This window comes from Dehalobacter sp. 12DCB1 (genome assembly GCF_004343605.1).
GTDB lineage: Bacteria > Bacillota > Desulfitobacteriia > Desulfitobacteriales > Syntrophobotulaceae > Dehalobacter.
In genome coordinates this window covers 82,011-105,917 of the sequence record NZ_POSF01000001.1, presented here as the reverse complement: position 1 = coordinate 105,917, position 23,907 = coordinate 82,011, and the positions used below count along the sequence as shown (strand labels likewise).

At 44.5% G+C, this 23,907-nt stretch carries 22 protein-coding genes, 1 tRNA gene and 1 other RNA gene; 21 read left to right on the top strand and 3 right to left on the bottom strand.

Annotated elements, in window-relative coordinates; translation table 11 throughout:
- Positions 1–102 precede the first annotated feature (102 nt).
- Positions 103–1,350, bottom strand: coding sequence for a CapA family protein (locus C1I38_RS00505; protein ID WP_119775291.1), 1,248 nt, complete (start codon positions 1,348–1,350; stop codon positions 103–105).
- A 116-nt stretch (positions 1,351–1,466) separates the two neighbouring features.
- Here C1I38_RS00505 and C1I38_RS00500 point away from each other — a divergent pair, with 116 nt between their 5' ends.
- Genes C1I38_RS00500 through C1I38_RS00490 form a run of 3 tightly spaced genes read left to right on the top strand, consistent with a single transcriptional unit; the run spans position 1,467 to position 4,712 of the window.
- A complete protein-coding gene (locus C1I38_RS00500; RefSeq protein ID WP_119775290.1) occupies positions 1,467–2,147 on the top strand; it encodes a polyphosphate polymerase domain-containing protein in 681 nt (226 codons plus the stop codon).
- 57 nt (positions 2,148–2,204) lie between these two features.
- Positions 2,205–2,921: a DUF4956 domain-containing protein gene (locus tag C1I38_RS00495; protein ID WP_119775288.1), complete on the top strand. Its 717-nt coding sequence runs from the start codon at positions 2,205–2,207 to the stop codon at positions 2,919–2,921.
- Between the two features lie 54 nt (positions 2,922–2,975).
- On the top strand, positions 2,976–4,712 hold the full coding sequence (locus tag C1I38_RS00490; protein ID WP_119775286.1) for a CotH kinase family protein: 1,737 nt from the start codon (positions 2,976–2,978) through the stop codon (positions 4,710–4,712).
- Positions 4,713–4,815: 103 nt separating this feature from the next.
- Here C1I38_RS00490 and C1I38_RS00485 read toward each other — a convergent pair whose 3' ends face one another.
- Positions 4,816–5,478: a hypothetical protein gene (locus C1I38_RS00485; RefSeq protein WP_119775285.1), complete on the bottom strand. Its 663-nt coding sequence runs from the start codon at positions 5,476–5,478 to the stop codon at positions 4,816–4,818.
- Positions 5,479–5,648: 170 nt separating this feature from the next.
- On the opposite strand from C1I38_RS00485, the gene C1I38_RS00480 reads away from it, so the two are divergent.
- The 18 genes from C1I38_RS00480 to rsmI all read left to right on the top strand — a co-directional run bounded on the left by C1I38_RS00480 (position 5,649) and on the right by rsmI (position 23,392).
- Positions 5,649–6,374, top strand: a complete 726-nt coding sequence (locus C1I38_RS00480; protein ID WP_165904951.1) for an HAD family hydrolase — start codon at positions 5,649–5,651, stop codon at positions 6,372–6,374.
- Between the two features lie 170 nt (positions 6,375–6,544).
- Positions 6,545–7,333: an efflux RND transporter periplasmic adaptor subunit gene (locus C1I38_RS00475; protein WP_119775281.1), complete on the top strand. Its 789-nt coding sequence runs from the start codon at positions 6,545–6,547 to the stop codon at positions 7,331–7,333.
- Positions 7,326–8,240, top strand: coding sequence for an ABC transporter ATP-binding protein (locus C1I38_RS00470; protein WP_119775280.1), 915 nt, complete (start codon positions 7,326–7,328; stop codon positions 8,238–8,240). Before C1I38_RS00475 ends, C1I38_RS00470 begins: the two co-directional genes overlap by 8 nt.
- On the top strand, positions 8,241–9,164 hold the full coding sequence (locus C1I38_RS00465; RefSeq protein WP_119775278.1) for an ABC transporter ATP-binding protein: 924 nt from the start codon (positions 8,241–8,243) through the stop codon (positions 9,162–9,164).
- Between the two features lie 15 nt (positions 9,165–9,179).
- Positions 9,180–10,295 carry an ABC transporter permease gene (locus tag C1I38_RS00460; RefSeq protein ID WP_119775277.1) on the top strand — a complete coding sequence of 372 codons (1,116 nt, stop codon included), beginning with the start codon at positions 9,180–9,182 and terminating at the stop codon, positions 10,293–10,295.
- Between the two features lie 64 nt (positions 10,296–10,359).
- Entirely contained in the window at positions 10,360–10,926 is a 567-nt protein-coding gene (locus C1I38_RS00455; RefSeq protein WP_243109270.1) for a TetR/AcrR family transcriptional regulator, read from the top strand.
- Between the two features lie 192 nt (positions 10,927–11,118).
- Positions 11,119–11,212: transfer RNA gene (locus tag C1I38_RS00450), tRNA-Ser, on the top strand.
- 77 nt (positions 11,213–11,289) lie between these two features.
- Positions 11,290–11,556: signal recognition particle sRNA large type (ffs, locus tag C1I38_RS00445), an RNA gene on the top strand.
- Between the two features lie 137 nt (positions 11,557–11,693).
- Positions 11,694–13,367 carry a DNA polymerase III subunit gamma/tau gene (gene dnaX / locus C1I38_RS00440; RefSeq protein WP_119775275.1) on the top strand — a complete coding sequence of 558 codons (1,674 nt, stop codon included), beginning with the start codon at positions 11,694–11,696 and terminating at the stop codon, positions 13,365–13,367.
- Positions 13,368–13,474: 107 nt separating this feature from the next.
- Entirely contained in the window at positions 13,475–13,810 is a 336-nt protein-coding gene (locus C1I38_RS00435) for a YbaB/EbfC family nucleoid-associated protein (protein WP_119775273.1), read from the top strand.
- Between the two features lie 81 nt (positions 13,811–13,891).
- Positions 13,892–14,488: a recombination mediator RecR gene (gene recR / locus C1I38_RS00430; RefSeq protein ID WP_026156472.1), complete on the top strand. Its 597-nt coding sequence runs from the start codon at positions 13,892–13,894 to the stop codon at positions 14,486–14,488.
- Positions 14,489–14,634: 146 nt separating this feature from the next.
- Positions 14,635–14,889, top strand: coding sequence for a pro-sigmaK processing inhibitor BofA family protein (locus C1I38_RS00425; RefSeq protein ID WP_020492310.1), 255 nt, complete (start codon positions 14,635–14,637; stop codon positions 14,887–14,889).
- A gap of 291 nt (positions 14,890–15,180) precedes the next feature.
- On the top strand, positions 15,181–18,717 hold the full coding sequence (gene nifJ / locus C1I38_RS00420) for a pyruvate:ferredoxin (flavodoxin) oxidoreductase (RefSeq protein ID WP_119775272.1): 3,537 nt from the start codon (positions 15,181–15,183) through the stop codon (positions 18,715–18,717).
- A 465-nt stretch (positions 18,718–19,182) separates the two neighbouring features.
- Entirely contained in the window at positions 19,183–20,628 is a 1,446-nt protein-coding gene (locus C1I38_RS00410; protein WP_119775270.1) for an amino acid decarboxylase, read from the top strand.
- 13 nt (positions 20,629–20,641) lie between these two features.
- Positions 20,642–21,487: a DNA polymerase III subunit delta' gene (locus C1I38_RS00405; RefSeq protein WP_119775269.1), complete on the top strand. Its 846-nt coding sequence runs from the start codon at positions 20,642–20,644 to the stop codon at positions 21,485–21,487.
- Entirely contained in the window at positions 21,480–22,232 is a 753-nt protein-coding gene (locus tag C1I38_RS00400) for a stage 0 sporulation family protein (RefSeq protein ID WP_119775267.1), read from the top strand. The genes C1I38_RS00405 and C1I38_RS00400 overlap by 8 nt, the downstream gene beginning before the upstream one ends.
- Before the next feature lie 2 nt (positions 22,233–22,234).
- Positions 22,235–22,543: an initiation control protein YabA gene (locus tag C1I38_RS00395; protein WP_083916788.1), complete on the top strand. Its 309-nt coding sequence runs from the start codon at positions 22,235–22,237 to the stop codon at positions 22,541–22,543.
- A gap of 15 nt (positions 22,544–22,558) precedes the next feature.
- Complete coding sequence (gene rsmI / locus C1I38_RS00390; protein WP_119775266.1) at positions 22,559–23,392, top strand: 16S rRNA (cytidine(1402)-2'-O)-methyltransferase; 834 nt, start codon at positions 22,559–22,561, stop codon at positions 23,390–23,392.
- Between the two features lie 59 nt (positions 23,393–23,451).
- On the opposite strand, the gene C1I38_RS00385 is transcribed toward rsmI, so the two are convergent.
- Positions 23,452–23,718 carry an AbrB/MazE/SpoVT family DNA-binding domain-containing protein gene (locus C1I38_RS00385; RefSeq protein ID WP_015042289.1) on the bottom strand — a complete coding sequence of 89 codons (267 nt, stop codon included), beginning with the start codon at positions 23,716–23,718 and terminating at the stop codon, positions 23,452–23,454.
- Positions 23,719–23,907: the final 189 nt, after the last annotated feature.

The window sequence follows — 23,907 nt, the reverse complement described above, 5'->3', positions numbered from 1 at the left end:
TTTTTATGGCTCCTTTGCCTAAGAAAAATATAATGAACATTCAGCAGGCTGTAAAGAGATAATAATGATAAATAATGTATACAGATAAATATACTGTATACATTATTTGTTGGCGAAGCGAATCTTATTTTCAGAAGGGATAGTTTGCTTAATTTGAGATACATAGGCCCGCATCTCTGCATAATCTGCACTATCCAGCAGCGGATCCTGCCCTGACTGATAATCGGCCAGGGCCTTTGTCACATTTAAGACGCGATATGTCTTAGGACCGGCTCCCGGAGTTTCATCAACCCAGGTCGGATAGTACGCAACATGCGTAATAACTGGTTTTTTGGCAGAACGGATATCCAGAAAAATATCAACCATAATACCCATATTTGCTGTATCTGTTTTCTGATCAGAGATAAAATTTCCCTGGGCATAGATCACCAATCCTTCTTTTTCTTTACCAGTGGTCTTGCTTTTTACTTGGAGGAAGGTGATCGGTTGGACAGCATGGACATGATTGCCCGCAATGATGTCAACCTCCGTATTTTCAAAAATCCAGGTGGCCAGATTGATCTGTTCAGCGGACGGTTTTACGGCATACTCCGTTCCCCAGTGCAAAGAGGCAATAACCAAGTCTGCTCCCAGAGTGCGCGCCTTCTCAGCATCCCTAAGAATTTTTTCCCGGTCCAGATAATTCACAGCAAAAGCTTTACCTTTAGGAAGGGTAACTCCGTTGGTACCATAGGTATAGCTTAAGAAAGCGATACGCAGGCCGGAAATTTCCTGGATCAGAATTTCTTGACTGTCTTCGGCGGTCTGATAGGTTCCCGTGTGTTTCAGACCATATTGATCCAGAAAATCGATCATCCGGCTTAGGCCCGAAAAATTCCGGTCCAAAGAGTGATTATTGGCGGTAGAGACAACATCCACACCAAGTGTATTCCGGACAGCATCAGCCATTTGTTCCGGAGTATTAAAAGAAGGATAACCGCTGTAAGTCATCTCCTTGCCAGCCAAGGTCGTTTCAAGATTGGCGAGTGTTAGGTCGGCGAGCCTTGTATTTTTTCCGATTTCTTCAAAAGAAGGGTTGAAATCATAGCCTCCGCTTGTCTGGGCGGCTTCGTACTGTGTTGGGTGGCACATGATATCCCCAAGCAGCGTAAGTTTTATTTGCGTAGATTCAGCAGCCTCAGGTTCAGAAGCAGCAGTCTCTGACGAATCGCTTTCAGAAGTAGCACTTTCGGCGGCAGGCATCAATTCTGTGGATTCAGAAGCCAGCGGCGTCTTGGTTTTTTCCCAAACGGTAAGACTAAGAAGTAAGACCACCGCTGCAAATACAGGAAGCCAACGTTTTCTTAACATAACCATCACCTAAATTCTTCACAAATTTGTTAACCAGCGTTCACATTAATGACACATAGAGTGGATAAAATAGCATCATCAAAAGATCACTGGAATAATACGACAGGGGTGAGCAAGTGAGCAAATATCGGCAGGAAATTAAAATGAGCATCAATAACTTCGACAGAGTAGTACTGGTCAACCGTTTGAATAGGGTGCTTCCTAAGGACAAACATACAGGGCCGGAAGGATTTTATACCGTTAGAAGTCTCTACTTTGATGATATTAATGATACGGCATTATTGGAGAAGTTGATAGGGGTTAAATATCGGGAAAAATTCAGAATCAGAACATATGATCATTCCACCGCAATCATCCGGCTTGAGAAGAAGGTCAAGAACAATGGGTCAGGCTTTAAAGAGAGTGCGATTTTGACCGAAGAGGGATGTCAAGACTTAATCAACGGTGACTATCAATTTTTACGAAATCGTTCGGAAGCTGTATGCCGGCACCTTTATACAAAAATGAGAACCGGTCTGTTTAAGCCGAAAACAATTGTAGAGTACCGGCGTCAGGCCTATATATGGGAACCGGGTAGAGTAAGAATCACGATTGACAGTGATGTAAAAACCGGATTTGCCGCGACCAGCTTTTTGGATTCCACCACCCCGCTGGCCAATGCTTTAACGAGCAATACGGCGATTCTGGAAATCAAATATGACTGTTACCTGCCTAGCCATATTGCTAACCTGATTCAATTGGACAGCAGACAGAAGGCAGCGATCTCAAAGTATGTTATATGTCGAAAATACGGGTAAAAGCTCCGTAATGGATTTAATCACTAAATAAATTAGAATACATTGGAGGATGGTATCATGGATGCAACAACCAGTGCGGTTACTACAGATCAAACATTTACCTTTGCAGATATTTTTAAAAACAGTTTTCTCGAAAACGCAGTCACAAATTTTTCTATTGTTGATGTGGCGATTACGTTACTAATTTCTTTTCTACTCGGACTGTTTATCTATGCGGTGTATAAGAAGACGTTCAATGGGGTCATGTATTCCAGGAACTTTAATGTTTCTCTAGTAGGTATGGCGATGATTACCACACTCATTATCATGGGTGTCACATCTAACATCGTTCTTTCTCTCGGTATGGTTGGGGCTTTAAGTATCGTACGTTTCAGATCAGCGATCAAAGACCCAATGGACATCATCTTTATCTTCTGGGCTATCGCAGCGGGAATCGTCAGTGGGGCCGGGCAGTATCTGCTTGCCATTAGCGGGTCCATTGTCATCGGAATCATGCTGATCATTTTTACAAGTAAAACAACCAATGAAATTCCCTATATGGTGGTTATAAATTGCAGTGACAGCGAGGCGGAAAAAATGCTGCTAACAAAGCTGGCGGAGCATGTCAAAAGAATGAAAATTAAATCAAAAGCAGTTCGCGGCGGACAGGGAATCGAACTTACCGTTGAAGTGCGATTAAGGGTCGACAACACGGATTTTGTCAATACCTTGGCAGCTATAGAAGGTGTAAACGATGTCGTTTTGGTAAGTTATAACGGAGAGCTTGCAGTATAATCATCTTCCTTTAAGCAGCATTACATCCGACACCTGAAAAAGAGGGATTAAAACATGGACAAAAAATTTACAGGGATCGTTGCGGCCCTGCTTACAGTATGCACCTTAACGACCGCCTATGCGGCACTGTCTTTCAAGCAGGGAGACAGTGCCAATGTCCGTTTGAACACTGGAAAAACAGGAACAGGCAGCTCCTCCGCAGAGTCTGTTTATTTCGCTTATACGGAACGTTTCTTTAATCCTGACAAAGTCATCGAAATTCGCATTTCAATCCCTGAGGCGGATTATCAGGACATGCTGCAAAATCCCGCAGAGGAAGAATATAAAGAGGCTCAGGTTGTGATCGATGGCGTGAAGACAAAAAATGTCGGAATCCGTACCAAAGGCAATTCCAGTCTTAATTCAGTCCTGAGAAGCAATTCCGACCGCTATAGCTTCAAAATTGATTTTGATCATTATATTGAAGGGCAAAGCCTCTCGGGGCTGACCAAACTGAATTTGAACAATGGCTGGGGTGATGCGTCCTGTATGCGGGAATACCTATCTTACTCGCTGCTGAAAGAGATGGGCGTTCCTGTTCCTGCTTATTGCTACGCGAACCTTTATATCAATGATCATCCAGCAGGTTTATATCTGGCGGTTGAGGGCGTTGAAGAAGCATATGCCGAAAGGTACTTTGGCCAGGACCATGGGACACTCTATAAACCGTATGGTGATCGGGGTAAAGGAAACGATCTGGTTTACAGTGATGACAATATTAAATCTTACAGCGGCCTGCAAGCTGTGACCGCCTTGAAAGAAGGCAGCAATGAGGCTTTAGTCAAGATGATCAAAGCGCTGGATGAGGGCGGGGATTTAGAAACGTACCTGAATATTGACGAGATCCTGCGATATTTTGCAGTTAATACCGTACTTGTCAATATGGACAGCTATCAGGGACAGTTTACCCACAATTATTATTTATATGAGGAGAACGGAGTATTCAGTTTCCTCCCCTGGGATTATAATTTGTCCTTTGGTGGATTTGGCGGAGGTACTGCGCTGTCTATTAATCAGCCGGTTTCCGGAACGACATTAGACCAGCGCCCACTGCTGGGTAAACTACTCGAAGTACAGGCGTATAAGGATGTCTATCACCAATACATGAAAGCATTTATCGAAGGGCCTTTTGCTTTGGAGAAAATGACGGCTAAAATCGAGAAAACCGCGGATCTGATTAGACCTTATGTCACAAGTGACCCAACTAAGTTCTATACGCTGGAACAATTTGAACAAGCAATTGGCGAAGGCTCTTCTCAGGAACCTATAACAGATAGTAAGACCACATTCCGAGGCGGCTTTGGGGCTGGAAAGAATATGCCGGGAAGCGGAAATTTGATAGGACTGGTTGCATTTATCCGGGACCGGATTGATAATGTCTCCAAACAGCTAAGCGGGGAACTGCCTTCATCGGGAACAACAGAGGATGCGGCCGGTGAAAATGCAGGTGGGCTACAGCCGCCGCTGACAAGACAGGGACAACAGGCGCAATGGGGACAACGGGCAGAGCAAGGGCTGCAGGGAATACATCCTGATATAAGACAGGATCAAGGCATGCAGCCACCGGGAAATATGCCAGAAGGAATGGATTATAAGCAAAAGATGCCGGGCATGAATTGGCAGGAAGCGCCCGGTCAGAATCCTAATAGATGGATAAACCGTCGAGAAGATTATCTTATTGGCGGTGCGGCATTCGTGCTTATGGTTTTAAGTCTGGCTATCCTGAAAAAAAGAAACAAACATTCGATCTAAGTATAAAGAGGGTTTGCTGTTTGAACATTGATTCAGAGCAAACCCTCTTTATTTAGTATCATGCCTATCCTAAATCTACATATTCCTACTGGTTGACAAGGCACTAGTGCTGGACATCGTATTCTTTAAGCTGCGAGACTACTTTTTCGTTTTCCGGCATCACATACTCAGATTTGATTAGACCGACGTCTTTCTTATAGTAATATAAGCTGTAATTTCTGCTTTCAGGATACGTGATTTTTACAGTCAGGCAATTTTCAAAAATACCAGCTGGTACTTCTACCGTGGCGGACGTGTCAATGACCTCATATGAATTTCCTTCACTGGTCCACGAATTGCCTGCGGTAAGCGGTGATTGCAGAAGGATAGCCTCAATATTTGATGGTTGATCCAAAATATTTTTATCTTCATAGAATTCAGACTGTCTAAAGGTATTAACAATACGGTCTGCTGCAACTTCATATCTGTTAGCTGTAACAGTGCCGCCATTGTCAATTATGACCTGGTATTGATTACGCTGCTGGTAGGTAACTTTTTCTGTATACGAAGCATATTCGTTTCCAATTCCTTCATAGAGCCAGTAATTGCCGACGTTCAACGGAATGTATGCGGCAATATTTTCAGTCTGTCCGTCGGTGGGAGAAGGGGACGGTTTAGGTACGGCAGGAGAACATCCGCTAAAAAACAAGATAACCAAAACGATCATGCTCCAAAGAATGTTCTTTTTCTTTAATATATGTTCGATAGGTTTAGGAACAATTTTCATTGGATCAACCTCCTTGGCAACATAATAAATGATACAATATTATTATCAGTATGCGAGAAAAATAAAAAATTTAGCCACTCTTTCATTGGAAAAGGGCGATAAAGATTGATACGATAATAAATCAATTATTGGATATAGTAATTAGAATATATTATATGAAAGGACCTTTCATGACCAGACAGAAAATCATTTTCTTTGACTGCATGGAAACACTAATCGATATGTATTATATCCCGGGGGAAAGAGAATATGCGCTTTGGGCTTATGAGGGCTCCGGGACGGAAAAAGTGTGGGACGGGTTTGACGATTTTTTTGAGCACTTTAGTTCTGTCTGGAAAATGCTGAAGACAAGTTCTCCCTGTAATCAGGAATGCGATATCAGGAAAAGATACGGACTGATTGTCCGGAGAAAATGGAATGCTGCAAAAATTCCTCCCCAAGAGACGGATCTAGCAGAAATTGTCGAACGGCTTGTCGACAATTACTGGCGTAAGTATCGGAAACAGTGTCATCTTGGCGCCGGCGTTTCTAACAGTTTAGCTCAGCTGGCTGCAAAGTACAGGCTGGCTGTGGTATCCAATTTTATCGTCAAAGACGGGGTCGAAGAACTTTTGAGCTTAACAGGGATTGACCGTTACTTTGATTTTGTCGTAACTTCAGTTATGGAGGGATGGAGGAAGCCGCATCCGGCAATTTATCAGGCGGCGTTAGCCAGGGCCGGGATCTGTCGATATGATACTGTTTTTATTGGGGATGACTATATGAATGATTTCTTAACACCACGAAAGCTGGGATTCAAGGCGCTGCTTTACGACAAGAATGAAGCTTATCCGGAAATTAAAGAACAGTTTAGGCACTTTGAAGAACTAGAAAAACTGCTGATTATGCTGGCTTGAAATCTGATTTCATATCTTGCAATAATATAGAGCTATGCTACAATGTCACTATAGTCATATAATTGTGACACTTAGTATAAAATAGTATAGACAAACTGCATCATAGCCTGGATGATATTGCTGGAACGACAGAGACAAAGAAAAGCACATTTTGAAAAGGGGACGCGAAAATGGCGAAAAAAAAGAAAATTGTGGCAGCCATTATTGCTGCAGTTGTATTGCTTTCAGGCTACCTGGGGTGGGAGTATTTTTATGCTTCCAATGACGGGATGGTTGAGGCATCCGGGACGATTGAAGCTACCACCGTGGACTTGCGTGTAATGATCGCCGGCAAGGTTCAGAATTTTCAGGGGAAATCCGGGGATAAGGTCAAAAAAGCGGATATCATTGCCGAGATACAGCGTAATGATCTGGCAGCGCAGCTGGAAAGGGACAAACTGAATGTTGCAATTGCACAAAACAATCTGGATGCTTTGCCGTCGGGAAGCAGTGACCATATCATTATAACTGCCGAAAATCAGGTAAAGATGATGCAAACTGTTGTCAAAGCAACGGAAGCCCAGTTGGCTGATCTGCAGATAAAATCCCCGATTGACGGGACCATTCAAACCAAAAATTATGAAATTGGTGAATATGTCACGGCCGGATCGACGTTGGCCACGGTTGTTAATCTGGACCAGGTCTGGATTAACGTATATATACCGACAGATGACCTGCCTTTTATAGAATTGGGAGGGGGAGCAGATTTCACGATCAGTGGTCTAGACAGGGTATTTACAGGCACAATTGCAGAAATTGCCAGTCAGGGAGAATTTACCCCCAAAACGATTCAAACCAAAAGAGAAAGGGCCAATATCGTCTACAAAGTCAAAATTGCAGTGGACAATTCCGAAGGATTATTGAAACCGGGCATGCCGGCAGATGTTATGATCAAGAAGGCAGAGACGGCCGATGATTGAGGTAAATCAGCTGTCTAAAAAATTTGGATCTTTGCTGGCCGTTAACGATGCGAATCTGAACGTCAACACGGGAGAAATTTTTGGTTTAATTGGTCCGGACGGAGCAGGCAAAACGACGCTCATCCGGGTTATCTGCGGACTGCTGACCCCGGATGCCGGTGAAGTGAGGGTTTTGGGCACCACGGATAGAGAACGGGAAAAAGGAAAAGACGCCGATGCCAGAAATTTTGGTTATATGCCTCAGCGTTTCAGCCTCTATGGCGACCTTACGGTTATGGAGAACTTACTTTTTTTCGGATCGATGTATAGCCTTACAAAAGAAGTCATTATCCAGCGTTCGGAAGAGATTCTGGAAATCACCAATCTCGTTGCGTTTAAAAAAAGATTTGCGGATCAACTTTCCGGCGGAATGAAGCAAAAACTGGCACTGACCTGCGCGCTTGTCACCAGGCCGGAACTGTTGATTCTCGATGAACCGACCTATGGTGTCGATCCGGAGTTCCGTAAAGAGTTTTGGAAGATTTTATATCAGTTGAACCAGGAAGGAATGACCATTCTGGTGTCTACTCCATATATGGATGAAGCGGAACTTTGTACCCGAGTAGCGTTCATGAATGAGGGAAGCGTTCATGCGCTGGATACGCCGGTGGGCCTGAAGGAAAAATTTCCTTATCAGGTCTGGGAGGTTATGGCCGATACAAAAGAACCCTGGTTGTTCGGGGAAGCAGACGGAATTCTGGATTATTCCCTGTTTGGAGATAAGTACCGTTTGATCATAGACAAGAACACCGAAGCGGAAGCCTTAATCAAACAGACCCTTACGGCGAAGGGTTGTACTCTCGGCAGGCTGCAAAAAACAGCCCCTTCCATTGAAGATGTTTTTGTCATCATGGCAGGAGGTAAATAGATGGAAAATGTGATTATTACCGAAGGCCTGACAAAAAAATTTGGTGACTTTACCGCAGTTGACAACGTCTCGCTTCAGGTCGGAAGAGGGGAGATTTTTGGTTTTTTAGGACCGAATGGCGCGGGCAAATCGACGACAATCCGAATGCTCTGCGGCATTTTGGAACCAACCGGGGGTTCTGCGGCAGTTCTTGGCTATGATCTCCGGAAGGAAGCTGAAAAAATTAAACAAAACATCGGCTACATGTCTCAAAGATTTAGCCTCTATGATGACCTTACGGTGAAAGAGAATCTAAAATTCTATGCAGGTCTGTATGGAATTCCACGCAAAAATTTATCCGGGAGAATGGATGAAATGATTGCGATGGCCGATCTGACAGGAAGGGAAAATGAACTTGCCGGTAACTTAAGCGGGGGCTGGAAGCAGCGGCTTGCCTTGGGATGCGCTATCATTGCCAAACCGCCGCTGCTTTTCCTGGATGAACCGACCAGTGGGGTTAGCCCGACCAGCCGCAGAAGGTTCTTTCAGATCATAAAAAAAATGACAAATGAGGGAACCACGGTCATGGTAACAACCCACTTTATGGATGAAGCAGAACGCTGTCATCGAGCCGCGTTTATCTCCGGCGGGAAAATTATAGCGGTGGATAGTCCGGATCAACTCAAAAAGAAAACAATTCAAGGCTGCATGGTTGAGCTAAATCTCAAGGATGGTATGCAGCGCGTAAAGGAAATTGGAAAAATACCTTATGTTAAGGAATGTACGGTTCACGGAGCACTCCTTCACGTTCTGCTGAAAGGAGCAGACGATGTTTCACAGCTGGAGCAGGACTTGGATTGCGAACTCCAAATCATTATGCCCTCCCTGGAAGATGTTTTTGTAACTTTGGCCAAACAGCAAAGAACCTCGGGATACGCCGAATAGAAGAGGAGGATACGAATGGGAAGAATTCAGGCTGTTCTTTATAAGGAATTCCTGCATATTCGCAGAGATAGGCTGACGCTGGGACTGGTGTTTATGCTTCCTCTTATTCAGCTGCTTCTTTTTGGTTATGCGATCCAAACGGAAGTCAAACATATTCCAACGGTGGTATTTGATCAGTCCCTAAGCGGGGAGAGTAGAGATTTACTGGAGGCTTTCAGCGCTTCGGGGTATTATGACGTCCTTTATGCGGCCAACAGTTTTCAGGAAGTGAATGATATGATAGACAGCGGCAAGGCAAAGGTCGGAATCGTTTTTCCGCCCGGTTTTGCTAATAATGTGCAAAAGGGCGAATCCGCCTCTGTCCAGGTGATTGTCGATGCGAGCGATAATATGGTTGCGAACCAGGCTATGGCGACAGCTAATTCCATCGGCCTGCTGAAATCACAGGAAATCATTACCCAGAAATTGAATATCGATCTGACCAATCCGCCGTACGACATCCGAGTACGGGCCTGGTATAATCCGGATGGAATCACTGCTTATTATATGGTGCCCGGGATTCTGGGAATTGTTGTGACACTTTCCATGGTGATGATGACATCGATGTCCCTGGTCCGGGAGAGGGAAAAGGGAACGCTCGAGCAGCTTATCGTCACGCCGATCAAGTCATTTGAGCTGATGATCGGAAAAATCATTCCTTACATCTTTCTGGGCTATATTCAGATTACCGTTGCACTACTGGTCGGGGTCCTGGTGTTTGGAGTACCGATCAAAGGAAATCTGTTGGAACTATATGGTTTAACATTGTTTTTTATTACTGCATCCCTGGGTCTGGGGATTATGATATCCAATATCGCCAGAAATCAAATGCAGGCTTTCCAGATGTCCTTTTTTATCATGCTTCCGAGTATTATGCTTTCGGGTTTTCTTTTCCCGCGAGACGCCATGCCCAGGATCATTTACTATCTTAGTGATGTGATTCCGCTGACATATTACCTGGACATTATCAGAGGAATTGTTCTGAAAGGAATTGGTTTCTCCTACCTGGTCAGCCAGGTCATTTGCCTGATTTTATTTTCAGTGTTGTTTCTTACGATCAGTATTCTGAAGTTTAAGAAGAAAATCGTCTGATTATTTACCTAAAATTTTAGCTGTACAATTTAAGCATGAAATTAGATTAAAGGGAGTAATCATCGTGAATACCAGGGAAAAAATTATTCTAGCTTGTGAACAGCTAGCCATAAAAAATGCGCTGGGTTTTTCTCGTCTTTCTATGGAAGAACTGGCTAAAGTGGCCGGAGTAAGCAAAAGGACGATTTATCGTCATTTTGTCAGCAAAGAAGACTTGTTTGAAGCAACGATCCAAAAGGTTACGGACGAAATCCTTGCCAGAAATATGAGACTTTCTGACACTGCAAAAGATATCAACACGATGATTGCCGGGATTCTTCAAAATATTTCTTATCTGATTAATCCTCAGTTTTTGACTGATTTAAGCAATCATTATCCGATGCTCTGGCAAAAAATTGACCAGATCCGCCAGAAAAAGATTGACAGGTTGATTGAGCACCTTCTAGTCAGCAGCAAGCTGCGTTTACGGGTAGATTCCAGGATTTTTAAGACTTCGCTCCTAACAGCAATGTCAGAGATTCTTAGTCCGGAATTTATCGTAAAGAGCGGAATGTCTTTTGAACAAGTCGCTCTGGAATTCATGGATATGTTTATTTTTGGAGCCGTTGAACCGTTAAGCAATGCAGAGTAGGAAGCAGATTCAGCTAATTTGACAGAACTGAAAGTAAATTTGGCTGATGAGCACAACGGGCAAAAACTATAGGAACATTAATATTGAATTAGTGTTGACGTTCGCAGTCCGAGCCAGTATAATAACATTTGCGACTTTGTTAAATCTTTTGCGAAAATTGATTTTGACGAATTAATTGACTGTTTCAGACCTGGAGAGATGGCTGAGTTGGTCGAAGGCGCTCGCCTGGAAAGCGGGTACATGGTGATGAACTGTGTCGTGGGTTCGAATCCCACTCTCTCCGCCATTGATATTATCCAAAGCCTTGACATTTTAAGGCTTTTTATTTATTTGCTTTCTTTTTCATGGTATAATAAGGTTTGTCCGTGCTAGACGGGGAGTTAGCGGTTCCTTGTAACCCGCAATCCGCTATAGCGGGGTTTAATTCCTTTGATGAGGATCTGGTTGTCGGAGCAGTCCATGTCTGGATGTGATGAGTTTCTGGTCTTGCGCAACGGAACGCTTTGAACCGTGTCAGATCCTGACGGAAGCAGCACTAAGGAGTTAGTTCTGTGTGCCGCGAGGTCACCGGGAATGAGCATTCGAGCAGGGTTAACGTCCGGAGGCTATGGTTCGATCAAAGGTGCACGGTCTTTATTTATATAAGGTGGTTTTTGGAGACCATCTTTTTTGGTGTATCAGAAAATTTAAGTGCAACTAAGGCTTCCGCCAACGGCTTGGCGCCAGCCAAGTATTCTTTATGAATTTAGGAAGTGACGGGTGATAACATGGCATATCTTGCGCTTTATCGAGAATGGCGGCCGAAAAAATTCAGTGAGATAGTGGGCCAGGAACATGTCAAAATAACCTTAACTAATGCACTGAACCAGAATAAGGTTGCACATGCTTATATGTTCAGCGGACCCCGGGGTACAGGAAAGACTTCGGCAGCGAAGATTTTGGCGAAAGCACTGAACTGCTCCGACCGGGATGGCGCTGAACCGTGCAGCCGGTGTGCATCGTGTCTGGATATTGACCAGGGAAATGCGATGGATGTTCTGGAAATTGATGCCGCTTCCAACAGGGGCATTGATGAAATCCGGGATTTAAGAGAGAAAGTAAAGCTTGCGTCGTCCGGCGGCAAATATAAAGTGTATATTATTGATGAAGTCCATATGCTTACACCTGAGGCTTTTAATGCTTTGCTCAAAACATTGGAGGAGCCACCGGTCAATGTTGTCTTTGTCTTGGCAACGACGGAGGCGCATAAAGTGCCACTGACGATTTTATCCAGAGTGCAGAGATTTGAGTTCCACCGCATCTCCGCGGAAGGCATTGCGATGAGACTACAGGAGGTATGTCAGGCTTTGGGGCGGGATATCGAGACCAAAGCACTGCAGGTTATCGCGGCTAAGGCCGAAGGTGGTTTGCGCGATGCATTAAGCATCCTGGACCAGTGTCTGTTGCAGGATGATCCGATTGGGACGGAGCATGTTTATCAGGTGATTGGCATGGTTGGGGAAACTTTCAGTGCAGATCTGACGGATTCCCTGCTGAATCAAGATTATGCTTTGACCCTGATTAAGCTTGGAGAAGGAATTTCTCTGGGCAGGGATCCCCGGCAAATCATCCGTGAACTGTTGGACTATCTGCGGCAGGCACTGTTATATCTGGCGGGTGGTCAGGAACCTTTGATGGCACCTGAAATGACCCGGCGGCTTGTCGTACAGAGTCAGACAATCGGTCTGAACCGGCTCCTGTGCTGGATCAATGTCCTTATGAAGGGTGAAGGGGAATTGCGTTACGCGACCAATGCCCGTCTGGCAGCGGAAATGATTTTGGTGCAGACCATTTTTGGAACAAATACAGCGGGTGGTTCAAATGATATAACTGAAAATCAGCCTAAAAAAACGCACATCAAACAGCCGCAAAAGAGTGTGCAGGCGACCGGTAATCATCCGACTGAAAGCAAGGATGAGGCTTCAACGAAGGCAGTTGAAACCAGCAGACAGGACCAGAAGATAACTGAAGTCTTACCTGCTGAACAAGGCAATATTAACATCCAGACGGTCCAGGATAAATGGTCGGGAATACTTGAGGAAGTCCGTAAGCAGAAAAGATCTACACATGCTTTCCTGTTGGAGGGAAAACCGCTTGCCGTAAAAAATGATCAGGTCTATCTGGTTTTTAAAGACGGTTATTCTTTCCACCGGGACAAATTCAATCAGGTAGAAAATAAAAATGTTGTGGAAGAAGTGCTTCTGCAAACATTTGGTAAAAAACTCAGCCTGAACAATCTTATTGAAAGTGAGGTTCAGGCTCTGCCAGCTGAAGCTGCGGATTCTTCGGAGTCAAAAAAAAAAGTAACGGACCGGACAAAACCGGCTGAAGACGACTATTTAGTCCAAAAGGCCCGCGAATTATTTGGAGATCAGCTTGTGCAGGTACGAAAAGAAAAGTAATATAGATGATAGAAGCTTTAAGCGAGCCATAAGCGAGCAAATGAATGTTAGAAAAAGGATCAAGCAATAGCAAAAAAGAATAGTCAAATATAAGGAGAGTGTTATTCATGGGATTTAAACAAGGCGGCGGCATGGGCAATATGAATCAGATGCTGAAACAGGCGCAGAAGATGCAGGAGAATATGATGAAAGCGAAGGAAGAACTGGAAAGTCAAAGTATTCAGGCATCTTCGGGCGGTGGCATGGTGGAAGTCGTTGTCAGCGGTAAAATGGAAGTTTTGGAACTCAAGATAAAGCCGGAAGCGATTGATCCGGATGACGCTGAACTGCTCGAGGACATGATTAAAGCTGCAGTTAACCAGGGACTCAGGAACGCCCAGGCGATGGTCGAGAATGGTATGTCCAAAGCAACCGGAGGATTCAATATTCCCGGATTATTCTAAATTACAGATATCATTTAACGCTAAATCTAATCAGTTTAGGGTTGACAAGCGATTAGAAAAATTCTGGGGAGTACACATTTTATGGATTATCTATATTACCCTCAGCCAGTATCCGATTTGATTACGGCATTTTCCCGCTTGCCTGGGGTTGGGCCGAAGACTGCAGGGCGTCTTGCTTTTTATCTTTTGAGGCATCCGGACCAAGCCGGTGATCTAGCGCAGGCAGTGACGAAAGCGTTACAGGATATCAAACAATGCACGGTTTGCGGGAATTATACCGATATTGATCCATGTAAAATTTGCTCAGGGGAGCGCAGAGACAGAACGCTTCTTTGTGTCGTAGAACAGCCCCGTGATGTGATTGCTCTAGAGAAGACCGGCGAATATAAAGGGCTTTATCATGTTTTACACGGCGTACTGTCGCCAATGGAAGGGATCGGGCCGGAGCAGCTTAATCTATCTTCGTTATTTCATCGGCTGGGAGAGGTCCGGGAAGTTGTACTGGCAGTGAATCCAACGGTTGAAGGCGAAGCCACCTCATTGTATATTTCGAAGCTCCTAAAACCCCTCGAGATTATAGTGACGAGGATCGCGCATGGCCTGCCGGTAGGCGGAGATTTGGAATACGCGGATGAAGTCACTATCGCCCGAGCACTCGAAGGCAGGCGTCAGCTGTAATTTTGATGTTAGTCCGTATTTTTTAGATTGTATTGATTATTGTGGGAGTATCTGAATTTGGGACACTCCCTTCTATATTTTGGTTCTATCTTGTCCACTGTCGGCATAGCCTGATAACAGGATATACGGCGGGAGGAATCATTGTCATGACGTTCGTTTTTTTAGGGTTATTTATTGTTCTATTAATATTAGTCACCGTAGCCTCATTAAGAAAGCCCAATAAACTGATTAAGCTCTTCATTCACATCCTTGGCGGAATTGTCGGTTTATGGATCGTGGACTTGATGTTAAGCATTTTTTCATTTGAGATCCCGATTAATATCTTTACCGTGAGTGTTGTTGCGATACTTGGATTTCCTGGGGTAATTGTGCTTGCTGTTCTGCAATTAATAGGAATATAAATTGTCAGATTGAATACAGTATTTTTTTAAAATAAGCTCTTTTGCAAGAAAATGAAGCTTGACGAATGGAAGAAATAAAAAGTATACTAAAATGGCAGGGGACTATCATAAAATAATAGTTCCCTGTATTTGTAGCCTAATCCAGGTAGTTTACCCAATCGCATACTACTGGCCGAAGCAACATTTTCAATCCGTTAATGTTATTTTTTTAGTTTCTTTTATTTAGTCCGTCGGATAGGGGTTATCTCTAACGAAAGAAAAACAAACAAGAAGATCGAGGAGGAGAAACAAATGTCGAAAATGAAAACAATGTCAGGGAACGAAGCTGCTGCGCATGCTTCATATGCGTTTTCCGAAGTAGCTACTATTTTCCCGATTACCCCTTCATCCGACATGGCAGAGCTTGTTGATGAATGGGCTGCGTATGGCCGCAAAAATATTTTTGGCCAACCGATGAAGGTAGTTGAGATGCAATCAGAAGGCGGAGCCGCCGGTGCTTTTCATGGTTCGCTGCAGGCTGGAGTCCTTACTACGACGTATACGGCTTCTCAAGGGCTGCTTCTGATGATTCCTAATATGTATAAAGTCTCCGGTGAGCAGCTGCCCGGTGTCTTTCATGTCAGTGCCAGAGCACTTGCGGCACATGCCTTGTCCATCTTTGGCGATCATCAGGATGTCATGTCTGTCCGGATGACCGGCTTTGCGATGTTAAGTTCCGGAAGTGTACAGGAAGCCATGGATCTTGCTTACATCGCTCACCTCTCTGCCATAAAAGCCAGAGTGCCGTTCCTTCATTTCTTTGACGGCTTCAGGACTTCTCATGAAATTTCCAAGATCAACGTACCGGAGTATGAAGAAGTAGGAACATTGCTTGATTGGGAAGCATTGAAACAGTTTAGAGACAATGCCTTGAATCCTGAACATCCCTGTCTCAGAGGGACCGCCCAGAATCCCGATATCTACTTTCAGGCCCGCGAAGCCAGTAATCGTTTTTATCAGGCGGTCCCTGGGATTGTCGAAGAATATATGCAAAAATACAAGGATCTTACAGGGCGTGAATATAAGCTTTTTCAGTATTATGGAGCTCCGGATGCTGAGCGGGTTATTATTGTTATGGGTTCTGTCGGAGATACGATCAGTGAAACGATTGATTACCTCGCAGCCAAGGGCGAAAAAGTAGGTGTACTAAGGGTTCGTCTGTTCAGGCCTTTTTCCGCGGAACACTTTATTGCAGCTTTGCCCAAGACAGTCAAGAAAATAGCTGTATTGGAACGTACTAAAGAGCCGGGTTCCCTTGGCGAGCCTTTATACCTTGACGTTGCGGATGTTTTTTCCAAACAGACGGAAAAGCCGGTCATTGTCGGTGGACGCTATGGTCTAGGTTCAAAGGATACCACCCCTTCTCAAATTCTTGCCGTATTTGAAAATCTGAAAGCAGAAAGCCCTAAGCATGGTTTCACCATTGGAATTATTGACGATGTTACGTTTACTTCTTTAGAAGAGAAGCAATTTATTGATACAACCCCGGAAGGAACCATTAGCTGCCAGTTCTGGGGACTTGGTGCGGATGGAACCGTCGGTGCTAATAAGCAGGCGATTAAAATTATCGGAGATTTCACGAATCTCTACGCGCAGGCTTATTTCGCCTATGACAGCAAGAAATCAGGAGGTACGACCGTATCGCATCTGAGATTTGGCAAAACCCCGATTAAAGCGCCTTACCTTGTCAATACCGCGAACTACATTGCCTGCCATAACCAGTCCTATGTGGATAAATATCATCTTCTGAAAGGACTGAAACCTGGCGGCACGTTCGTACTAAACTGTCAGTGGCCGGTCGAAGAACTGGATGAAAAGCTTCCTGATGCGCTAAAAAAAGCCATTGCAGACAAGAATGCCAAGTTCTATATTATTGACGCCGGCAAGATTGCCAGAGAAATTGGACTCGGCAGCAGGATCAATATGATTATGCAGTCGGCCTTCTTCAAGCTGGCCAAAGTCATTCCGCTGGAGGATGCGCTTCAGTACTTGAAAGATTCGGTTATCAAAGCCTATGGCAAAAAGGGACAAGAAATTGTTGACATGAACAACAAAGCAATTGACGCTGGATGTGACGCGCTTGTCAAAGTTGAAGTTCCCGCATCTTGGGCTGAGGCCGATGCCAAGAAGGGCATTTTCCTTGGCAATGATAACGATCCTACTTTTATTAAAGATGTTGCGCGTGTTATGGCCGCTCAGGAAGGCGACAAACTTCCAGTAAGTGCATTTTTAGGCCGTGAAGATGGCACGTTCCCTTTAGGTACCTCAGCTTACGAGAAACGCGGGATTGGCACTGCGATTCCTGAATGGATCAAAGAGAACTGCACGCAATGCAACCAGTGCTCTTATGTATGTCCGCATAGCGCCATTCGGCCTTTCCTGATGGATGAGCAGGAAGCGGCTCAGGCCCCAGAAGCTTTTGCTGCAGTCAAGGCTGCCGGCAAAGATCTTGCTGGACTCCAGTACCGTATACAGGTCAGCCCACTCGACTGCACAGGCTGCGGCAACTGCGCGGATATTTGTCCGGCAAAGGAAAAAGCGCTGGTTATGAAAGAGGTCGAAGAGATGACCGCGATTCAGGCGCCTCTCTGGGAGTATGCGGTGACTTTAAGTGATAAAGAAAACAAAATCAGCAATAAGTATTCTGTGAAAAACAGCCAGTTTATTAAACCGCTGCTTGAATTCAGCGGTGCTTGCCCCGGCTGCGGAGAGACTGCCTATGTAAAACTCTTAACCCAGCTGTTTGGGGACCGGATGATGGTTGCTAATGCCACAGGCTGTACGTCGATCTGGGGTGGCAGTGCTCCTTCCATTCCATATACCACCAACAAAGAAGGTAAAGGGCCTACCTGGGCCAACTCCTTGTTTGAAGACAATGCTGAATACGGGTATGGTATGTATCTTGGTGTTCAGCAGATGCGCAGCAGAATGGCCGACGAAATGAAGCAGGCCCTAAGTCTGGATATTCCTGCGGAAATGAAAGCAGCTTTCCAGGAATGGATAGAGAATATGAATAATGGAGATACCTCCAAGGCCGCTGCCAAAAAAGTGTTAGCCGCTTTTGCTTCCGTCGATGTGAAGTCCAATGAACTTCTGCAAAAGATTTGGGAGAAGAAAGATCACTTGGTCAAAAAATCACAGTGGATCATCGGCGGAGACGGCTGGGCGTATGATATTGGGTACGGCGGACTGGATCATGTCCTAGCTTCAGGCGATGATGTGAATATTCTGGTTCTGGACACAGAAGTCTATTCGAATACAGGCGGTCAGGCTTCCAAGGCAACACCGCGTGCTGCCATTGCTAAATTTGCTGCAGCCGGCAAGAAAATCCGCAAAAAGGACCTTGGCATGATGGCCATGAGCTACGGCTACGTTTACGTTGCCCAGGTTGCTCTGGGATCCAATATGACTCAGACTTTAAAGGCCATTCAGGAGGCAGAGGCGTACAAAGGACCTTCTCTGGTTATTGCGTATGCACCCTGTATCAACCATGGCATTCGTTCCGGTATGGCGACAAGTGTCACACAGGCCAAGAAAGCTGTTGAAGCCGGGTATTGGCATCTGTACCGTTATAATCCGGATCTTTTCGAAAAAGGAGAAAAACCATTTACCCTCGATTCGAAAGAGCCATCGGCGTCCTTCAGAGATTTTATCATGTCTGAAGTAAGATACAGCTCCTTGCTTCGTACTTTCCCGGATACGGCGGAAGACCTCTTTAAAGGAGCCGAAAAATTTGCTGGAGAACGCTACAAATCTTACAAACGCCTGAATGATCAGGATTGGAACTAACACTGCAACATTGGAGAACAGACACAAGCTGCTGCAGGCGGATGATTGAACATTTGCCTGCAGCAGCTTCTTTTTTAGTTTTCCATATCCGGCAAAAGGTACTAATAACCCTTTTTTAAGGGAAGAATATACTATGAACAGTAAGTATTCTGGTTAACTGAAAGGAATGAATTTCAAATGCATAATATTTATCCACGTTGTTCACTGTGCCGGAATACTCCCTTAAATGGTCTGTATGACGGGTTTCGTCTTGCCGGAAAGTTTATTTGCTCAGCTTGTGAAGAACAAATTATGACTGCGGATGTACGGACTCCAAAGTATCAGGAGAATTTACTGCTTATACGGAAAGTCCTATACGGACAATCTGCGGATTACATATGTGGACAGTCAAATCGCTAAAACAAAGGTGAAATACAAGCGGAAATATGCTAAAATAAAATGATACCTATTGTGGGGAGGAACCCGGTGGATTCACTGAAAAAAGGACTTGATGACTACTGTGGGCAGCGTATGGTTTCGTTTCATACGCCTGGTCATAAAGGAAGTAAGGAACTACTGTCTGGAATGATGTTCCCGGATTATGATTTGACGGAACTTCCAGAGTTGGATATGCTCCACCATCCACATGGGATTATTGCTGAAGCACAGAAAAGAGCTGCGGAAGCTTATGGATCGGAAGAGACCTTTTTTCTGATTAACGGAGGTACTGCAGGCAATCAGGCGATGTTTGCAGCACTAATGGCCGGAATTCTACGGACAGACAGAAAGGTCCGAATTGACCGCAGGGCGCATCGGTCTGTTTTTGGTGCCTTGATCGTGTCGGGGATTTCTCCCGAATATATTGCTCCGATTATCCATCCGGATTTTCATCTGGCGCTAGGAATGAATGCGGCAGAATATTCCGGAAATTTGGCAGGAATCGGGGCATTGCATCTGACGAGCCCAAGTTATTACGGAACAGTCACAGATCTCAAAACAATCATCAAGCAAAGGGACAGGAATGCTCCCTTAATTCCGATCTTGGTGGATCAGGCTCATGGTTCCCATTTGCAGGGAGGACTATTCCCTGCCGGCGCTGTAGCCGAAGGAGCGGACCTGGTGCTCCATAGTTCTCATAAAACCCTCGCGGCGCTTACTCAGGCCGGAATGCTCCATGTACAGGGCAGCAGAGTTAACCGTACGGCCCTCAAAAAATCATTGGAATTTCTGCAGACTTCCAGTCCGAGCTATCTTCTAATGGCTTCTCTGGAAACCGCGCTTGAAGGATTAACACAGACACAAATATGGCAGGATCTTTACGTAGAAGTATGTCTGCTGCACCAAAAACTGGAGGAATCTTTTCGGATACTTACAGGTAAGGACTCCGGGAAATATGGCATTTATGATGTTGATTGGTCCAAAATTCTGATCAATGTTTCGGGTTTGGGCTTGACTGCGTTTGAAGCCGTAGATTTTCTAAGAAAGGTATTCCAGATTGAGCCTGAATTATGGGACAAAGAAAATATCCTTTTTATGCTTGGCGTAGGTAGCAGGCCTGAGGATGTACGTCACTTGACTAGGGCGCTGGAATACCTGGTGGACAAGTACCGTCCGCCGGCAGGACAGCAAAAGGAGCGTAGAACGGATCAATCTCTGAATTCTGCCGGATCAGACGTTGCCCTGCTTATCCCTCCAATGCATTTGACGCCGAGGGAGGCATGGCTGGCAGCGAAAAGATCAGTAAAACTAAAGGATGCCCTGGGTTTGATTTCTGCAGAAACAATTTCTATTTATCCACCGGGTATCCCGATTATTGCGGCAGGAGAGGAGATTACCTCTTTTGTGCTGGAATATCTGGACAGGGCCCGGGGATATAACTGGCAGGGATGGGATGGTTTGGAACGCGGAGAAATTCTCGCAGTGAATATTTAAGGTGGATAGAATCATGGGGATCAATTATACATTATTAACAAAAGCAGCGCTAGAAGGAAGAATGGCTCATTTTCTCTTATTTCACGGTAGTGGAACAATTGAAAGAGAAAGGGCTGTTCGAGATCTTGCTCTCATGTTAAACTGTAGAAAAGAAAATAAACCCTGCAGGGAGTGTCCGGATTGCCGAAAAATGTTATCCGGCAATCACCCTGATTTTTATATTATCAGGCCTCAAAAAACATCGATTGGCATCGAACTGATTTTTCAGATACAGGAAAAACTTTATCGAAAGACTTATGAAGGAAAATTCCGGATATGTCTGATTGACCAGGCAGACAAGCTTACACTCCCTGCTGCGAATGCGCTGCTTAAACTAGCCGAGGAGCCACCGGATGATACGTTGATTGTCTTAAGTACAGGAAATGCCGAGGGAGTTATAAATACCTTAAGGAGCCGTGCTCAGGAAGTCTACTTTTCTTCACCGGTAGAAAGCAATTGGCTGGAGGGGACGGATGCTTTTCGGCTTAGCGGCGGAGATCCAGATTTGGCAAGGAAAATCCAGGAAGACGGTCTGAACAGGATCAAGAGTCTGACGGGAAACTATCTGGAGGCTATTGAAAAAAAAGATTTCCTGAAAATGTTTGCGCTTTTTCCGATGGAAAGAGAAGAAGGCCAGCTTCTACTGCAGGTCCTGGCTATTGTCCTGAAAGAAATGGTGGTTAAAGGGCAGCAGTCACCTCAGGTTCTCAAAGAAATTACACAAATGACAGAAGCCGTCCGCAGACAGGTTAATCACAGGCTGGCACTGGAAGTACTGGCCCTAAAACAATTGAAATTGGGAGGAACCGATATTGGCTAAAGTTGTTGGTATTCGTTTCAAGAAAGCCGGCAAGATTTATTATTTTCTCCCCGGCAGTCTCAATATAAAGCCGAACGACGGTGTTATTGTGGAGACGGTACGGGGAATGGAATACGGTAAAGCGGTCATTCCGTTGAAAGAAATTTCTGAAGAGGAAGTGGTATCGCCACTCAAAGAGGTGCTGCGCTTAGCAACACCCGAAGATGAAGAAATCTATCAAAACAATGAGAAGAAAGAAAAAGAGGCTTTTCAGATATGCCTCAAAAAAATTCATGCCCATCAGCTTCCGATGAAACTGATTGATGTAGAATATACTTTTGACGGCAATAAGATTATTTTTTCTTTTACAGCCGAAGGCCGGGTGGATTTCAGGGAGCTGGTAAAAGATCTGGCCTCCGTATTCCGTACTCGCATAGAACTCCGACAGATCGGGGTGCGGGATGAGGCGAAAATGCTTGGCGGACTTGGTTCCTGTGGCAGGGAGCTGTGCTGCAGCTCTTTCCTGGGAGATTTCGAACCGGTATCGATCCGGATGGCCAAAGATCAGAATCTTTCGCTTAACCCGACAAAAATTTCCGGTATTTGTGGAAGGTTGATGTGCTGTCTTAAATATGAGAATGGTTGCTATGAATGCCACAACACATTAAATAAGGGACCCAAAGAGAATCAAATTTTCTCTGAGGCATATGATAAGGAGAGCCAGGAAGAATTGCGCAAACTCGTTGCCGAAGAAGCGGAGGAATAGAGTTGGGCCAGCTATATCAGGCAATTACTGAAGTTGAAGAAAATATCTCAAGGCTTTTAAGTGAAGTTAAAAGCCTTAGGCAATATGTTGAGTATCTGGAAGAAGAAAATGTCAAACTGAAAAGGCAGCTTTGTGCCGTTTCAGAGGCAGATACGGTCAGAGTACAAAAAAATGCAGCCAAAATTCAAAAGGAAGCACAGGAAAACCTTGAAAAGCTCTATCAGGAAGGTTTTCATGTCTGCCATATTTATTTTGGCGAACCTGTCGAAGGAAGCTGTCTTTTCTGCAATGCTTTTCTTCGTAAAGACTGACGACCGGAGGATATTATGCCGCAAACAGGGATTTTGTATGTCTGTGCCACTCCAATCGGCAATTTAAGAGATATTACGCTTCGGGTGCTCGAAACACTGAAAGCAGTCGATTTTATAGCTGCTGAAGATACAAGGCACACAAAAAAACTTCTCGATCATTATCACATTAAGACCCCTCTTTTAAGTTATCATGACCATAATGAGAAATCGCGTGCCGAGGAGATTGTTCACTTCTTAAAAGAAGGAAAAAGCTGTGCATTGGTCTCTGATGCGGGAATGCCCGGGATATCTGATCCTGGTCATATACTTATCACCTGCTGTCAGGAAGAAAAAATCTGTGTTGACGTTTTACCTGGTGCCAACGCCGCTTTAACAGCACTTGTTCTGTCGGGGATGCCGGCGGAGAATTTTCTCTTTCTGGGATTTTTACCTTCAACAAAAACAGAGCGTAAGAAAATTCTGAGAGAAATGACCGAAATCCCTTACACCATTATTCTCTATGAGGCACCACACCGGATCAAAGCAACACTGGAGGACATTCTAGAGATTCTTGGGGACCGTCAGACTGCGGTAACCAGGGAACTGACTAAACTGCACCAAACGGTACACCGGGGTCTCACAAGTGAGCTCTTGCAGGAATTTCGGCTTGCACCGGTAAAAGGTGAATGCTGTATCATTCTAGCGCCTGCAGAAAAAAACATTGATCCCGGAGACCCTTCCCGCTGGATGGAGGACCTTCGAGAAATTGAAAAAGGCGGCAGAGATCGCAAGGAAGCAATGAAAATGGTTGCTAAAAAATATGGTATGAGTAAAAGTATGATCTATAAGGCTTTTCTGGAACAGAAGTGACAAAACGAACAAAAAAAACAGGAAGTAACCATTTACCTCCTGTCCGGAAAGTCAGATTTTCAACCGGCTTTATTTTCTGAAGCAGCAGCTTCCCCCATTGCCGCGGCACATTCACGACACACATTCTTCCCGCGGAATACTTGAACATTGGAAGCATTGCCACAGAAGACGCAAGCTGGCTCATACTTTTTAAGTATGATTTTTTCTTCGTCAACATATATTTCCAAAGCGTCTCTTTCATCAATTCCTAATGTTCTGCGAAGTTCGATTGGTAATACGACCCGACCCAATTCATCAACTTTTCTCACAATTCCTGTGGATTTCATAATTTTCATCCCCTTTCTCAACAAGTTTCGACATATATCATCCTAATGTTACCAATCATGCCTGAAAAAGTCAATAGGCGAAAAGTTCTAAAAACGCTTTTTCGTCAGAAAAAATATATAGTATTTATCAATTTTTTAAATTATAACATTTTGTTTGTCGAAATAAATTTATTGGCCTTGACAGTATTT

Bases quoted from the DNA above. Each gene is read 5' to 3' on its own strand.
- C1I38_RS00505 (WP_119775291.1), bottom strand. From the start codon at position 1,350: ATGTTAAGAAAACGTTGGCTTCCTGTATTTGCAGCGGTGGTCTTACTT.
- C1I38_RS00495 (WP_119775288.1), top strand. From the start codon at position 2,205: ATGGATGCAACAACCAGTGCGGTTACTACAGATCAAACATTTACCTTT.
- C1I38_RS00490 (WP_119775286.1), top strand. From the start codon at position 2,976: ATGGACAAAAAATTTACAGGGATCGTTGCGGCCCTGCTTACAGTATGC.
- C1I38_RS00485 (WP_119775285.1), bottom strand. From the start codon at position 5,478: ATGAAAATTGTTCCTAAACCTATCGAACATATATTAAAGAAAAAGAAC.
- C1I38_RS00480 (WP_165904951.1), top strand. From the start codon at position 5,649: ATGACCAGACAGAAAATCATTTTCTTTGACTGCATGGAAACACTAATC.
- C1I38_RS00475 (WP_119775281.1), top strand. From the start codon at position 6,545: ATGGCGAAAAAAAAGAAAATTGTGGCAGCCATTATTGCTGCAGTTGTA.
- C1I38_RS00470 (WP_119775280.1), top strand. From the start codon at position 7,326: ATGATTGAGGTAAATCAGCTGTCTAAAAAATTTGGATCTTTGCTGGCC.
- C1I38_RS00465 (WP_119775278.1), top strand. From the start codon at position 8,241: ATGGAAAATGTGATTATTACCGAAGGCCTGACAAAAAAATTTGGTGAC.
- C1I38_RS00460 (WP_119775277.1), top strand. From the start codon at position 9,180: ATGGGAAGAATTCAGGCTGTTCTTTATAAGGAATTCCTGCATATTCGC.
- dnaX (WP_119775275.1), top strand. From the start codon at position 11,694: ATGGCATATCTTGCGCTTTATCGAGAATGGCGGCCGAAAAAATTCAGT.
- C1I38_RS00435 (WP_119775273.1), top strand. From the start codon at position 13,475: ATGGGATTTAAACAAGGCGGCGGCATGGGCAATATGAATCAGATGCTG.
- recR (WP_026156472.1), top strand. From the start codon at position 13,892: ATGGATTATCTATATTACCCTCAGCCAGTATCCGATTTGATTACGGCA.
- C1I38_RS00425 (WP_020492310.1), top strand. From the start codon at position 14,635: ATGACGTTCGTTTTTTTAGGGTTATTTATTGTTCTATTAATATTAGTC.
- nifJ (WP_119775272.1), top strand. From the start codon at position 15,181: ATGTCGAAAATGAAAACAATGTCAGGGAACGAAGCTGCTGCGCATGCT.
- C1I38_RS00405 (WP_119775269.1), top strand. From the start codon at position 20,642: ATGGGGATCAATTATACATTATTAACAAAAGCAGCGCTAGAAGGAAGA.
- rsmI (WP_119775266.1), top strand. From the start codon at position 22,559: ATGCCGCAAACAGGGATTTTGTATGTCTGTGCCACTCCAATCGGCAAT.
- C1I38_RS00385 (WP_015042289.1), bottom strand. From the start codon at position 23,718: ATGAAATCCACAGGAATTGTGAGAAAAGTTGATGAATTGGGTCGGGTC.